11 protein-coding genes are annotated in these 14,146 nt (G+C 66.1%); 5 read left to right on the forward strand and 6 right to left on the reverse strand.

All coding sequences use genetic code 11. The features are described 5' to 3' along the window. Positions 1–202 precede the first annotated feature (202 nt). The 6 genes from gyrA to dnaA all read right to left on the reverse strand — a co-directional run bounded on the left by gyrA (position 203) and on the right by dnaA (position 10,297). Positions 203–2,692 (reverse strand): DNA gyrase subunit A, encoded by a 2,490-nt coding sequence (gene gyrA, locus M4D77_RS21140; protein ID WP_058252999.1) that lies wholly within the window; start codon positions 2,690–2,692, stop codon positions 203–205. Positions 2,693–2,736: 44 nt separating this feature from the next. Continuing rightward, on the reverse strand, positions 2,737–4,803 hold the full coding sequence (gyrB, locus tag M4D77_RS21145; protein WP_165629304.1) for a DNA topoisomerase (ATP-hydrolyzing) subunit B: 2,067 nt from the start codon (positions 4,801–4,803) through the stop codon (positions 2,737–2,739). Between the two features lie 342 nt (positions 4,804–5,145). After that, a complete protein-coding gene (locus M4D77_RS21150; protein ID WP_058252997.1) occupies positions 5,146–5,730 on the reverse strand; it encodes a DUF721 family protein in 585 nt (194 codons plus the stop codon). Next, positions 5,723–6,922: a DNA replication/repair protein RecF gene (gene recF / locus M4D77_RS21155; RefSeq protein ID WP_078113877.1), complete on the reverse strand. Its 1,200-nt coding sequence runs from the start codon at positions 6,920–6,922 to the stop codon at positions 5,723–5,725. Before recF ends, M4D77_RS21150 begins: the two co-directional genes overlap by 8 nt. 42 nt (positions 6,923–6,964) lie before the next feature. Further along, positions 6,965–8,134 carry a DNA polymerase III subunit beta gene (dnaN, locus tag M4D77_RS21160; protein ID WP_058252995.1) on the reverse strand — a complete coding sequence of 390 codons (1,170 nt, stop codon included), beginning with the start codon at positions 8,132–8,134 and terminating at the stop codon, positions 6,965–6,967. Between the two features lie 654 nt (positions 8,135–8,788). After that, complete coding sequence (dnaA, locus tag M4D77_RS21165; RefSeq protein ID WP_137809135.1) at positions 8,789–10,297, reverse strand: chromosomal replication initiator protein DnaA; 1,509 nt, start codon at positions 10,295–10,297, stop codon at positions 8,789–8,791. 498 nt (positions 10,298–10,795) lie between these two features. On the opposite strand from dnaA, the gene rpmH reads away from it, so the two are divergent. Genes rpmH through M4D77_RS21190 form a run of 5 tightly spaced genes read left to right on the forward strand, consistent with a single transcriptional unit; the run spans position 10,796 to position 13,819 of the window. Continuing rightward, entirely contained in the window at positions 10,796–10,939 is a 144-nt protein-coding gene (gene rpmH / locus M4D77_RS21170; protein WP_004020968.1) for a 50S ribosomal protein L34, read from the forward strand. A 46-nt stretch (positions 10,940–10,985) separates the two neighbouring features. Next, positions 10,986–11,414 carry a ribonuclease P protein component gene (rnpA, locus tag M4D77_RS21175; protein WP_065630840.1) on the forward strand — a complete coding sequence of 143 codons (429 nt, stop codon included), beginning with the start codon at positions 10,986–10,988 and terminating at the stop codon, positions 11,412–11,414. Then, positions 11,414–11,836 (forward strand): membrane protein insertion efficiency factor YidD, encoded by a 423-nt coding sequence (gene yidD / locus M4D77_RS21180; protein ID WP_240199374.1) that lies wholly within the window; start codon positions 11,414–11,416, stop codon positions 11,834–11,836. Before rnpA ends, yidD begins: the two co-directional genes overlap by 1 nt. A gap of 27 nt (positions 11,837–11,863) precedes the next feature. Next, a complete protein-coding gene (gene yidC / locus M4D77_RS21185; RefSeq protein WP_058252991.1) occupies positions 11,864–13,069 on the forward strand; it encodes a membrane protein insertase YidC in 1,206 nt (401 codons plus the stop codon). 45 nt (positions 13,070–13,114) lie between these two features. Further along, positions 13,115–13,819: a R3H domain-containing nucleic acid-binding protein gene (locus M4D77_RS21190; protein ID WP_065630842.1), complete on the forward strand. Its 705-nt coding sequence runs from the start codon at positions 13,115–13,117 to the stop codon at positions 13,817–13,819. Positions 13,820–14,146 lie beyond the last annotated feature (327 nt).

Below are 14,146 nucleotides of genomic sequence, written 5' to 3' on the forward strand. Positions count from 1 at the left end.
GGTCGGGGTTCCCGTTCCGGGTCCCGCCGGTCCCCCGGCGGGGCGCCCGTTCTGGTCCTGATGCGGCTCGTTCGGTGTGCTCACAGACATTCCCTCACTCAGGCGTTCCTGACGTTGCTCGCTCGGCGCCGGGTCCGAGCCCGCCGTTCCCCGACCCGTCGACTCGCGACGGGTCGAGCAACAGTGGCCTTCACCCTAACGCCTAGGAAGAGACCTCTGTCTCGTCCGGTTCGTCGGCGTTGCGGGCGATGGCGATGACCGTGGTGCCCTCGTCGATGTTCATCAGACGGACACCCTTGGTCTGGCGTCCGGCCTTGCGCACCGATTTCGCCGTGGTGCGGATGACGCCGCCCCCCGAGGTGATGGCGTAGAGCTCGGAGTCGTCGTCGACGATGAGCGCGCCGATCAGTTCACCGCGTCGACGATCGTGGGCGATCGTCAGCACACCCTTGCCGCCGCGACCCTGCACCGGGTAGTCGTCCATACCGGTCCGCTTGGCGTACCCGCCGGAGGTGGCGACCAGCAGGTAGGTGCCCTCGCGGACGACGTTCAGTGACAACAGCGTGTCGTCGGTGTTGAACCGCATGCCCTGGACGCCGGAGGTCTGCCGGCCCATCGGCCGCAGGGCTTCGTCGTCGGCGTGGAACCGGATCGACTGTCCCTTCTGCGACACCAGGAGCAGATCATCGTCGGCGCTGCACAATTGGGCGCCGACCAATTCGTCCTCGCCACGCAGGTTGATCGCCGCGATGCCGCCGGAGCGGTTGGAGTCGAAGTCGACCAGTCGCGACTTCTTCACCAGGCCGTTGCGGGTGGCGAGCACCAGATACGGCGCATCCTCGTAGGTCTTCAGCTGGATGACCTGGGCGATCCGCTCCTCCGGCTGGAAGGCCAGGAGGTTGGCGACATGCTGACCACGGGCGGTGCGGTTCGCCTCGGGCAGCTCGTAGGCCTTGGCGCGGTAGACGCGACCCTTGGTGGTGAAGAACAGGATCCAGTCGTGGGTCGAGCACACGAAGAAGTGTTTGACGATGTCGTCCTGCTTGAGACCGGCACCCTGCACACCCTTGCCGCCGCGACGCTGGCTGCGGTACAGGTCGGTCTTCGTGCGTTTGGCGTATCCGGTTTCGGTGATCGTGACGACGACGTCCTCGCGGGCGATCAGATCCTCGTCGCTCACATCGCCGTCGGCCGCGATGATCTTGGTCCGACGCTCGTCACCGTACTTCTCGACGACCTCCTTGAGCTCGTCGCGCACGATGGCGCGCTGACGCTCGGGCCGGTCGAGGATGTCTTTGTAATCGGCGATCTCGAGTTCGATCTCGGCGAGTTCGTCGACGATCTTCTGGCGTTCCAGGGCCGACAGACGGCGCAACTGCATCGCGAGGATGGCATCGGCCTGGATCTCGTCGATGTCGAGGAGGTCGATCAGGCCGGTACGCGCGGTCTCGGTGTTGGCCGAGCGGCGGATCAGCGCGATCACTTCGTCAAGCGCGTCAAGGGCTTTCACCAGACCGCGCAGGATGTGCGCGCGTTCCTCGGCCTTGCGCAACCGGTACCGCGTCCGTCGCACGATGACGTCGATCTGATGCGCCACGTAGTAGCGGATCATCTGGTCCAGACGCAGCGTGCGGGGCACGCCGTCGACGATGGACAGCATGTTCGCACCGAAGCTGGTCTGCAACTGGCTGTGCTTGTACAGGTTGTTCAGGACGACCTTGGCGACGGCGTCGCGACGCAGCGTCACCACGATCCGCATGCCGACGCGGTCCGAGGACTGATCCTCGATCCGGCTGATGCCCTTCAGCTTTCCCTCGTTGACCTGCTCGGCGATCGATTGGATCAGGTTGTCCGGGTTGACCTGGTAGGGCAACTCGGTGACCACCAGCGTGGTGGATCCCTTGTTCTCCTCGATGTCGACGACACTGCGCATCCGGATGCTGCCGCGCCCGGTGGTGTAGGCGTCCTTGATCCCCTGGCTGCCGACGATCAGTCCGGCCGTGGGGAAGTCGGGTCCCTTGATGCACTCCATGCACGCGGCGAGGGTGGTCTCGTCGTCGGCGTCGTGGTTCTCCAGCGCCCAGAACACCGCATCGGCGACCTCGTTGAGGTTGTGCGGGGGCATGTTCGTCGCCATACCGACGGCGATACCGCCGGAACCATTGATCAGCAGGTTCGGGATACGCGACGGCAGGACCGTCGGTTCATTGGTCTTGCCGTCGTAGTTGGGGACGAAATCGACTGTCTCCTCGCCGATGTCGCGCAGCATCTCCATGGCCAGCGGGGTGAGCCGGGCCTCGGTGTAACGCATCGCCGCGGCGCCGTCGTTGCCCCGCGAGCCGAAGTTGCCCTGACCGTCGATGAGCGGGTACCGCATCGACCACGGCTGGGCGAGGCGCACCAGGGCGTCGTAGATCGCGGTGTCGCCGTGCGGATGGTAGTTACCCATCGTCTCCGCAACGGGTTTCGCCGATTTGACGTAGCTGCGGTCGGGACGGAACCCGGCGTCGAAAGACGCGTAGAGGAGGCGGCGGTGCACCGGCTTGAGACCGTCGCGGACCTCGGGGAGCGCACGGCCCACGATGACGCTCATCGCGTAGTCGATGTAGCTCTTCTGCATCTCCTGCCCGAGATCGACGGGCTCGATGCGATCGCCTTCACCGCCGGCGGGCGGCAGGGTGGTGTCAGTCATGTGTGTACTTTCTCCGATCGGAGCGGAATCGCAGGAACCCGCGATCAGACATCGAGGAAACGAACGTCTTTCGCGTTGCGGGCGATGAAGCTGCGTCGGGCGGCGACGTCCTCACCCATCAGGATGGAGAACAGTTCGTCGGCGGCCGCGGCGTCGTCGAGGGTGACCTGACGCAGGACACGCACGGCCGGGTCCATCGTGGTCTCCCACAGTTCCTTGGCGTTCATCTCGCCGAGGCCCTTGTACCGCTGGATGCCGTCGTCCGGGTTGATCTTCTTGCCCGCCGCACGCCCGGCCTCGAGCAGTCCGTCCCGCTCGCGGTCGGAATAGGCGAACTCCGGCGCCGACTTCTGCCATTTGAGCTTGTACAGCGGCGGCATCGCGAGGAACACGTGACCGTGCTCGATGAGCGGCCGCATGAAGCGGAACAGCAAGGTGAGCAGGAGGGTCGAGATGTGCTGACCGTCGACGTCGGCGTCGGCCATCAGCACGATCTTGTGATAGCGGAGCTTGCTGATGTCGAACTCGTCGTGGATGCCCGTGCCGAACGCGGTGATGATCGACTGGACCTCGGTGTTCTTGAGTACCCGGTCGATGCGCGCCTTCTCGACGTTGATGATCTTGCCGCGCAACGGCAGGATCGCCTGGTACATCGAGTCACGGCCCGACTTGGCGCTGCCGCCGGCCGAGTCGCCCTCCACGATGTAGACCTCGCACTTGCTCGGATCGTTGCTGCGGCAGTCGGCGAGCTTGCCGGGGAGGCCACCGATGTCGGTGGCGGTCTTGCGGCGCACCAGATCGCGGGCATTGCGCGCTGCCATCCGGGCCCGCTGCGACTCGACGATCTTCTTGATGATCGTCTTCGCCTCGGCCGGGTTGGCCTCCAGCCAGTGCCCGAGGTGCTCACTGCACACGCGCTGGACGAATCCCTTGACCTCGGTGTTGCCCAACTTGGTCTTGGTCTGACCCTCGAACTGCGGATCCCCGACCTTCACCGAGATCACCGCGGCGAGGCCCTCGCGGATGTCGTCACCCGAGAGGCGGTCTTCCTTCTTGTCCTTGATGAGCTTCTTGTCCACCGCGTACTTGTTCACGGTGAGGGTCAGCGCGGCGCGGAATCCCTCTTCGTGGGTACCGCCCTCATGGGTGTTGATGGTGTTGGCAAAGGTGTGAACCGACTCGGAATAGCCTGCATTCCACTGCATCGCGACCTCGACCTCGTGGCCGGTCCCCTGGCCGGTGAAGCCGACGACGGTGGTGTGGATCGACTGCTTGGTCCGGTTGAGGTGCTTGATGTAGTCGACGAGGCCGTCGGGGTAGTGATAGGTGCGGGTCTTCGGCTTGGCCGCGGCGGCGGCCTTCTCCTCCTCGGACTTCACCGCCTCGGCGGCCTCGGTGGTGCCGCTCTCCTCGTCACCGTCGGCGTCACCCGGCGGCTCGATGGCCTGCGGACGCTGATCGGTCAGCGTGATGGTGAGGCCCTTGTTCAAGAAGGCCATCTCCTGCAGACGACGCGCCACGGTCTCGGCGTTGAATCGGGTGGTCTCGGTGAAGATCTCGGGGTCCGGCCAGAACCGCACCGTGGTGCCGGTCTTGCGCGTCGGGGTCCCCTTCTCGAGGGCGCCGGGTGTCGCGTAGGTGTAGGTCTGCTCCCAGTTGAATCCGTCGTTCTGGATCTCCAGCTCCACCTTGGTGGACAACGCGTTGACCACCGAGATGCCGACGCCGTGCAGACCACCGGACACCGCGTAGGCGTCGGAGTCGAACTTGCCGCCGGCGTGCAGCTGGGTCATGACGACCTCGACCGTCGGCACGCCCGTGCGGTGCATGCCGGTCGGGATGCCGCGGCCGTCGTCGACGACCTGGACGCCGCCGTCGGCCAGGAGGGTCACGTCGACGCGCGAGGCGAAGCCGGCCATCGCCTCGTCGACCGAGTTGTCGACGACTTCCCAGATCAGGTGGTGCAGCCCTCGCTCACCGGTGGATCCGATGTACATGCCGGGCCGTTTGCGGACGGCTTCCAGACCTTCGAGGATGTTGATCGAATCGGCGCCATACTCTGACGGCTTCTTCTTGTTCTTCTTCGGTCCGGTGTCGTTGGTGTCGGCCACGAGGTGCGTCCGCTCCTGTTCTGCTCACCGACGGATCAGGTGGTCTCCGGATCCGTCGTCGATCCTTCTCGACGGGGCACACGGCGGTTGCGCGCACAGGGATACCCGGTGGGTACATCCGGGTAGCCTGGAGGCGCTGTCTGTCTGCTGTTGTGCACCCCTGTCGGGACAACTCTCCACAGTGTACTGCCTGACTCGCCCTGGAACGCGCATCCGGGGCCGCTAACAGGCCCTCAGAACGATTTTTTTGCCTCGATCCCGGTTCGATCGTGGCTTGGGGATGGAAAACGGCCCACGAGGCTCTGCAACTAGTAAAGTGCGGTCGAGTCTGCTAGCGGCGCGTCAGCCGTAGGTGTCGCGTGGGCCGCGCCCGCGCACATGCCGTTCACCCTTACGCCACGACGGGCCCTTCGGACCGCTGATCCGCAACGAGGTGACCTGGCCGTTGCCGATGGCGGCCGCGATCTTGGCGAGGATCTGGGCCTGGATGTAGCGAAGTTGCGTCGCCCATGCCGTCGACTCGGCCTGCACGTGGAGGACGTTGTCGCGCAACGCAACCGGCTTCGCATGAGCGGCTATGTCCGAACCCACGATCTGTTCCCACATCCCGAACAGGGTGCCTTCGCCGATCTTCTCCTGCCACCCGCGATCCTTCGCCAGACCTCCGACGAGCCGGCCGAAGGGCTGCGGATCCCGCGGATCCGGACCGGAGCCGGACCAGCGTCGACGCCCCTGGGATCCGCGCGGGACCCGACGGACGGGTGACGCCCGGCCCCTGCCGACCGACTTACCCGCGGCGCGGGCCTGGGCCCGGGCCTCCTCGAGCGCCTTGCGGGCACGCTCGTACCCGCCGAGTTCGCCGGGCGGTGTCGGCCGTGGTGCGGGGTCGGCAGGATCCGGGGACCCGGACGGGCGATCGTCACTCATGGGCTTCCTCCCCCGCTGCCGTCACATCGTCGAGCGCAGAGTCGACGATGTGCGACCGCCGGCCCGCATCGTCGTCGACCACATCGACGCCGATCCGCCGGCCACCGATCCGCCCGGGGATGTCCTCGGCGACGGCGGCGGTGATGAGGAGTTGCTCGGCGTCGGCGGTGAAATCGACGAGTTGCGCGCGCCGCTTGGCGTCGAGTTCGGCGAACACGTCATCGAGCATGATCACCGGCTCGACACCTTCGGCGCGGGTGAGCTCGACGGAGCCGAGGCGCAGAGCCAGTGCCAACGACCAGGATTCCCCGTGTGAGGCAAAGCCTTTCGCGATATCGCTGCCGAGGACGATGTCGATGTCGTCGCGATGCGGACCGACGAGACACAAGCCCCGCTCGATCTCCTTGTCGCGCAACTCCGTCAGGCGTAGTGCCAGCACGTCGGCGATCGCCTCGGGTGTGTGTTCCTCGATCTCCACACCGCCGGCGGGACGATACCGGAGCACGGCCGGCCGTGAATGCGGCGCGATCGACGCATACGAGCCGGTGAAGTGCGGCTCGAGCTCGGCGAGCACCGACAACCGCGCGGCGATCACCTGACCGCCGAGATCCGCGAGCTGACCGTCCCAGACATCGAGCGTGCTGACCACCGAATCTGCCTGTTGCCCACCACGTCTCAGCGCCGCGGCGGCAGTCTTGAGCAAGGCCGACCGCTGACGCAGGACCCGGTCGTAGTCTGCGCGGGCGGCGGCGAATCGGGGACCCCGCTGCGCGACGAGCTCGTCGACGAAGCGTCGTCGGTCGCTCGGGTCACCACGCACCAGGGACAGGTCCTCCGGCGCGAACAGCACCGTACGGAGGATGCCGAGCAGGTCGCGGGGCCGCCGCGCCGGGCTGCGGTTGATGGTCGCCTTGTTGGCGCCCTCGGCATTGATCCGCAGCTCGGCGGTCAGCTCACGGCCGTCGTTCTCGACCGTCGCGGTCACCGACGCCGACGCCGATCCCGCGTGTACGAGCGGTGCATCGGAACTCACCCGGTGTGAGCGCAGCGTCGAGAGATAGAACAGCGCCTCGAGCAGATTGGTCTTGCCGAAGCCGTTGCGGCCGGTGAAGACCGTCGGCCCGGGTGCCAGATCGAGGTCGACGGCCCGCCACGATCGGAAATCGCGCAGATGCAGCTCACGGACGAACACGAGTCGGCGTCGATCCTGAGGACGGTGAGGCCGTGGCGGCCGTCAGCCCGGGAGGCGGACGGGCATCAACAGGTAGCTGAACGCGCTCTCGGGAGCGACGAAGGCGCCGGACTCGTCCGCGACCGGATCCTCTCCGCTGGCCGGGCGGAGGACGGCAGGCCGACTGGGGGTGGTGAATCCGAAGTCCACCGCGTCGGCGTTGATCGCCGACAACCCGTCCTGCAGGTACCCGGGATTGAACGCGATCGTGAGGGGCTCACCCTGGAACGACACGGGCAGCTCTTCCTCGGCCTTGCCGGCCTCGTCGCCGCCCGCGGTGAGCAGCACGGATCCCTCGGAGAACTCCATCCGGACCTGCGCGCCGCGCTCGGCGACCAGGGCCACACGCCGGATCGCCTCGATCAGCGGGCCACTGTCGATGGTGGCGACGGCGGTGTGGCTGGCCGGGAGCAGCTGACGGAACTTCGGGAACTCCGCGTCGAGCAGGCGGGTGGTGGTCTTCTTGGTCTCTCCCAGGATGCCGAGGATGCCGTCGGATCCGATGGCCGCGCCACCGCCGAACGCCAGCGAGACGACGCCGGTGCCCTCGGCACCCGCGGTCTTGGCGCTCTCCGAGAGCGTCTTCGCGGGCACCAGGACGGCCCCCTTGGTGTCGGGATCGGAAGGCTCCCACTGCAATTCACGCACCGCGAGGCGGAAACGGTCGGTCGCGGCGAGGACGACGGAGTTGCCCTCGATCTCGACGCGGACACCGGTGAGCATGGGCAGGGTGTCGTCCTTGCCGGCCGCCACGGCCACCTGCGAGATCGCCTCGGCGAAGAGCTGCGACGGGATCGTTCCGGTGACGGAGGGCACGTCGGGCAACTGCGGGTAGTCCTCGACCGGCATCGTCGGGAGCGAGAACTTCGCGCTGCCACAGGTGATCGCGACGCGTGCACCGTCGAGGGTCACATCGACCGGTTTGTTCGGCAGGGCCTTGGTGATGTCGGCGAGGAGCCGACCGGAGACCAGGACCTGTCCGGGCTCGGCGACCTCCGCGCCCAGATTTTCCTGGGCCGAGACCTCGTAGTCGAAACCCGAGACGGTCAGGCCCGTTTCGCCGACGTTGAGCACCACACAGCCGAGAACCGGGACGGGCGGACGAGACGGGAGACTGCGGGCCACCCAGGCGACGGAATCAGCGAACTCGTCACGCGCGACACGAAACTTCATGCTGGGAGGTTGCCCTTCTCTCGTTCTCGTTCCCGCCTGGATCGCCGGGTCGGCGCCGCAGTGGGTCGGCCGGCCTGGAGTGGGATCCCGCATCCGGGAATCCCACTGTAGAACGCCGCCGCCCGAGCCGGAGTGGTTGGGGCCAAGTCACACCGTCGTCGGAGCCGGCTGCGGGCGACCCGATCGGCGACGGTCTGTGCACAGACCTTCTTACAAAAGAATCTCTTTCTAGAGGGATCCATCTCAGTAATAGGAGTTGTGCAATCTGTGGACAACCATGACATCGGGCCAGTCCGGGCGGGTGTGGACGTGTGCATGACCGGTGGAGCAACGTCGAGCGGATCCGTCCGGGGATGTGGAGTTCTCATGTTGTTCGCGCGGCGTCCACCGGCGATGCACATGCCGACCCCGCTTATCCCAAGGATTGTGCACAGCTGGTGATCGATCGTGAGCAGGGTCGATGTCGGCCGAATCCGACTGCGGGAAGGCGGTCCACGGTGTCGAAGACTCTCGACCCGAGGACCAGACTTGGCATTCGGAGGGGCCATCGCAGTCGCCATCGGATGCCACTGCGGGCGGCGGAACACCCCCGGACGACCGCACCCCCGGGCCGTCGTGGCCTCGGGGGTGCGGAGAGCTATAGGTGTGCGCGTGTCAGCCCACGGCGCGCTGCTTGATGCGGGCGGTGAGTTCCTGGACGTGGTCGTACACCCGGCGGCGCTCGGCCATCTCCTTGCGGATCTTCCGCTCGGCGTACATGACCGTCGTGTGATCGCGGTCGAAGGTCTCGCCGATCTTCGGCAGCGAGAGGTCGGTGAGCTCACGACACAGGTACATGGAGATCTGGCGGGCCTGGGCGATCGACCGTGTCTTACCGGGACCTCGTAGTTCCTCGACAGAGATGTCGAAGTACTCGGCGGTGATCGCGAGGATGCTCGCCGCGCTGACCTCCAGGGTCCCCGAGTTGGGCAGCAGGGCCTGCAGGACGACGTCGGCCAGGGACTTGTCGAGAGCAGCGTCGTTGAGCGACGCGAACGCCGTCACGCGGATGAGTGCACCCTCGAGTTCGCGGATGTTGCGCTCGATCTTCGACGCGATGAGTTCGAGTACATCGTCGGGAACCGCGATGTTGTCCATCTGCGCCTTCTTGCGCAGAATCGCGATCCGGGTCTCCAGATCGGGCGGCTGGACATCGGTGATCAAGCCCCACTCGAACCGTGTACGAAGCCGATCTTCCAGTGTCGCAAGCTGTTTCGGCGGTCGATCAGAGGAGATGACGATCTGCTTGCTCGCGTTGTGCAGGGTGTTGAAGGTGTGGAAGAACTCTTCCTGGATACCTTCTTTGCCCACGAGGAACTGGATGTCATCGACCAGCAGCACATCGACGTCGCGATACCGGCGCTTGAACGCCACCCGCCGGTCGTCGCGGAGCGAGTTGATGAAGTCGTTGGTGAATTCCTCGGTGGACACGTACTTGACCCGCATGCCCGGGAAGAGGCGCTGCGCGTAATGGCCCGCGGCGTGCAGCAGGTGCGTCTTGCCGAGTCCGGACTCTCCCCAGATGAACAGTGGGTTGTAGGCCCGGGCGGGGGCTTCCGAGACCGCCACCGCCGATGCGTGCGCGAACCGGTTCGACGCGCCGATGACGAAGGTGTCAAAGGTGTACTTGGGGTTGAGGTTTGCGCCGGTGGCCGGCGGCGTCGAGGTGGGCCGCTCGGCGAAGTACGACGCCCAGTCGCCGGACGGGCGCGTCGACTCCGGCATGTGGGACGGCGCGCGGCCCGCGCCCACGGGGGCGGCCGTGTAGTCGACTGCTGCGGCCGCTCCGGCGATGGGCCGTACGTCGGGAACCGATGTTTCCGCCACCGGCTCGTCGTTGCGCGGGGTGGCGATACGGACGCCGAGATCGACGGGTTCGTCGAGGTGACGGCTGAGAACCGAGCGGATGGTCTCGCGGAGATTGCGTTCGATCTGTTCCTGGACCAGCGCCGTCGGCACGGTCAGCAGGGCGAAGCCTTCGGTGAGGGTCAGGGGTCGAACCAGTGACAGCCACGCCTTCTGCTGGCGTGTCAGTGGTTCGTGGTCGCGTGCGGCTTCGTCGTCGTTGAGTTCGGCGACGACCTGTTGCCACACTTCGCCGAAAGTGTCTCGGTCTGAAGTCACGGGGCTGGCCTCCTGGTCCGGAAAACTACCAGCGTTCACGAGCGCGGTGGCATCTGCGCCGGAGTCCCCGTCTCTCCACAGGGTTATCCACACCTGTGTACAAAGGTGACGAACTGGGGACTTCGGTCGGAGCCAGGTCCTCGAGGATCTACCTCGACGGGAGGGGTGGCCGACGCTGTGAGTGAACGTAACAGAGGTCGGGGAGGGCCACAAAGCGATCGGGACGTTTGACTCGATTCTGCTGACAATCTTGCGTTCGTGGCCCAGAACACACTGGTCGCGAACGGTCACCGAGAACGGACGTCGCCGTTTGATTTGGACGCCCGGTGTCAGTAGTCTCGACTGGTCATCCAGGTTGCGGATTTGCGCGGCGAACTTCCGTGTTCGCCGAGTCATCACCGACACCAGTTCGGCACCGTCCTGGATCAACAGACCAACGACAACATGTGGGTCATGCCCGGGTAACCGGCGTGCCCACAGGGAGCACAAGGAGTCACCGTGGCCAAGGGCAAGCGTACTTTCCAGCCGAACAATCGTCGTCGCGCGCGCGTGCACGGATTCCGTCTGCGCATGCGGACCCGCGCCGGACGTGCGATCGTCAGCGGCCGTCGTTCCAAGGGCCGCGCGAAGCTCACCGCCTGATCGTCGGCTCTCACCGGGTCCCGTACGGGGCCCGGTCAGCTGTTCGATGACTGCGCCCCTTCATCGGATCTCACGGGGATCCGACTTCTCTCGCACCCTCAAGTCCGGTGCGCGGGTGAACAGTCGTGACTTCGTCGTCCATCTCGCGATGGTCGGTCGTGAATGGCCCGACCCCCGCAGCCTTCGACGGGACGTGGCGATGTCCGGTGGTCCCTGGTTCGGTCTCGTGGTCAGCAAATCCGTCGGCAATGCGGTGACGCGCCATCTCGTCGCCCGCCGACTGCGCGCGGCATTCGCCGGCGCATCGCATCTGCTTCCCGACGAGACCTATGTGGTCGTCCGTGCCCGCCGAAGCGCGGCCGAGCGATCCAGCGACGAGCTCGCCGACCAGCTCCGCGACGCGTTCACCAGTCGTCGTGTCCTCGCCCTGTCCGAGGCCGTCGCGGCGTCGGCCGACGGAGCGGGACCGCGGTGATGGGCAACACCGACACCACGCCGTCACTTGAGACCGAGGCGGATTCGACGACTCCGCACGCGGCCTCGAGCGGAACCGGCGCGCGCCTGTGGCGCGGACTCCGCCTCCTCCCCCGCCGCACCGTCATCTTCCTCATCGAGCTGTACCGCACCTGGGTGTCGCCGATGCGTCTGCCGTCCTGCCGGTTCGAACCCACCTGCTCGGGATATGCGGTCGAGGCACTGGACCGGCACGGCTTCCTCTACGGCTCGGTGCTGTCGGTCATCCGGCTCGCGAAGTGCGGGCCCTGGCACAAACCCGGTTACGACCCGGTTCCCGAACGCGGCTTCGGCGAACTGTGCCGCGACCTGTGGCGCTCGGCGACCGGCACACACCGACCTCGAAACCATCAGCACGCGTCCGGCGAGACGCGTGCTCTGTGAGTACAACAAGTGAGGGGTAACTGACCCGTGCTCGACTTCATCTATTACCCGGTCTCCGGGATCATGTGGGTCTGGCATTGGCTCTTCAGCCATGTCACACCGAACTCCCCCGGTGGCGACGGCATCGCCTGGGCCCTGTCGGTGGTGTTCCTCGTGTTCACCCTGCGTGCGATTCTCTACAAGCCCTTCGTGAAGCAGATCCGCACCACGAAGAAGATGCAGGAGATCAACCCGCAGCTCCAGGCGATCCGTAAGAAGTACGCCAAGGATCGGGTCAAGATGACCGAGGAGATGCAGAAGCTGCAGAAGGAGCACGGGTTCAACCCGATGCTCGGCTGCCTGCCGATGCTGCTCCAGATCCCGGTCTTCATCGGTCTGTTCCACGTGCTGCGCTCGTTCAACCGTATGGGCACCGGCATGGGTCAGCTCGGCATGAGTGCGGCAGAGACCCGGTCCCAGGGCAACTACGTGTTCAGCGCCGAACAGGTGCAGAACTTCCTCGACGCCCGCCTCTTCGGTGTCCCGCTGTCGTCCTACCTCGTCGAGCCGGCGACCGAGTTCCAGGCCTTCGTCGAGCCCGGCTCCCCCATCGACTTCACGCGCCCGCAGATCGCGTTCGTCGTCATCCCCATGATGATCGTCGCCTCCATCGCGACGCACCTGAACTCGCGTGCGTCGGTTGCCCGTCAGCCCGAAGCGGCGCTGGAGAATCCGCAGACCCGGATGATGAACAACCTCGCGCTGTACGTCTTCCCGATCGGCATCCTCGTGACCGGTCCGTTCTTCCCGGTCGCCATCCTCCTGTACTGGATGAGCAACAACATCTGGACCTACGGTCAGCAGCACATCGTCTTCGGGCACATCGCCAAGGAAGAGGAAGAGGCCAAGCTCCTCAAGCAGGAGAAGCTGAAGGCCAATGCGCCGAAGCCGGGCGCGCGACCCGACCGGAAGAAGAAGCCCGCGGCGACGAACACCAACGGCGCCGACTCGACGAACGTCTCCCTCTCGAAGGACGGATCGTCGGACAAGGCCGGGACCGACGGTGTCGACGCAGATGCATCGCCCGACGAGTCGACGACCGCCGCAGCGGACACCGGGGCGGGAGCCAAACCCAAGCCGGGTCAGAAGCCCACACGCCCCGGCGCCGGCGCCGCACCGGGCAAGAAGCAGAACCACAACCGCGGAAGCCGTTCGACGGCCAAACGCGGAAACAAACGCGGTGGCAAACGATGACCGCCCCAGACTTGTTCGATGAAGCACAGAAGTTAGGTGAATGAGATGACAGCAGAGACTGCAACTCAAGCCGGTACGGACGCCGAGACCACGGCGGGATCCCAGACCGAGGACCAGGCCGATACGTCTTCGTCGGCCGCCGGCGACGACGGTGCGGTGGCGGAGAACGCCGTCACGGAAGCGGTGCATAGCGACGCCGATGATGACGCCGCGGACGAGACCGACGTCGACGACGACTCCGATGACGACGACTCCGATGACGACGACTCGGATGAGGACGAAGACGACGAAGACCGTCTGGTCGAAGAAGGCGAGATCGCCGGCGACTACCTCGAGCAGCTGCTCGACGTCCTCGACTTCGATGGTGACATCGACCTGGATGTGGATGGCGACCGAGCAGTCGTCAGCATCGATGGCGGCGACGACCTGACGAAGCTCGTCGGGCGCAAGGGTGAGGTCCTCGACGCGCTCCAGGAGCTGACCCGCCTTGCGGTCCAGCAGGCGACAGGTGAACGCAGCCGCCTGATGCTCGACATCGCCCGTTGGCGGGCTGATCGCCGCGATCGACTGGCTCGCCTCGGTCGTGAGGTCGCCGAGCGAGTCCTGTCGTCCGGCGAGCGCGAAGCGCTGGATCCGATGACTCCGTTCGAGCGGAAGATCGTGCACGACGCGGTCGCGGTCGTCGACGGCGTCGTCAGCGAGAGCGAGGGTGCAGAGCCGAAACGTCGCGTGGTGGTCCTCCCCTCGTAGCAAGTACTCCCCTCCCCCACGGAGGTGAACAGGCCCCGACCGTCTCGGTCGGGGCCTGCTTCGTCTCCGGGTAGTGCTTGGTTGTGTGCCGCGATAGCGGGTGGCGTTTCGTCGGCGTTGCGCGCTGTGGGCTACTTACACGGTTGTTGTTTCACGTGAAACACGACTCGTCCGCTGAGGCGGCGCACAGAACGGATGCGCGCGGGGCGTTGATGTGCACGATCGAGTCGACGGTCGGCGCCCCTTGCAACTCGGGTTGCGGCCGAGCGTCCCGGGATGTCGCCGGCGGAATGCGTAACCGTCACCTTCGGATGCCTCGATCCCCCG

Origin of the sequence: Gordonia sp. p3-SID1431 (assembly GCF_025143765.1) — a bacterium.
GTDB lineage: Bacteria > Actinomycetota > Actinomycetes > Mycobacteriales > Mycobacteriaceae > Gordonia > Gordonia hongkongensis.

Bases quoted from the DNA above. Each gene is read 5' to 3' on its own strand.
- gyrA (WP_058252999.1), bottom strand. From the start codon at position 2,692: ATGACTGACACCACCCTGCCGCCCGCCGGCGGTGAAGGCGATCGCATC.
- M4D77_RS21150 (WP_058252997.1), bottom strand. From the start codon at position 5,730: ATGAGTGACGATCGCCCGTCCGGGTCCCCGGATCCTGCCGACCCCGCA.
- dnaN (WP_058252995.1), bottom strand. From the start codon at position 8,134: ATGAAGTTTCGTGTCGCGCGTGACGAGTTCGCTGATTCCGTCGCCTGG.
- rnpA (WP_065630840.1), top strand. From the start codon at position 10,986: ATGACTGCGCCCCTTCATCGGATCTCACGGGGATCCGACTTCTCTCGC.
- yidD (WP_240199374.1), top strand. From the start codon at position 11,414: ATGGGCAACACCGACACCACGCCGTCACTTGAGACCGAGGCGGATTCG.
- M4D77_RS21190 (WP_065630842.1), top strand. From the start codon at position 13,115: ATGACAGCAGAGACTGCAACTCAAGCCGGTACGGACGCCGAGACCACG.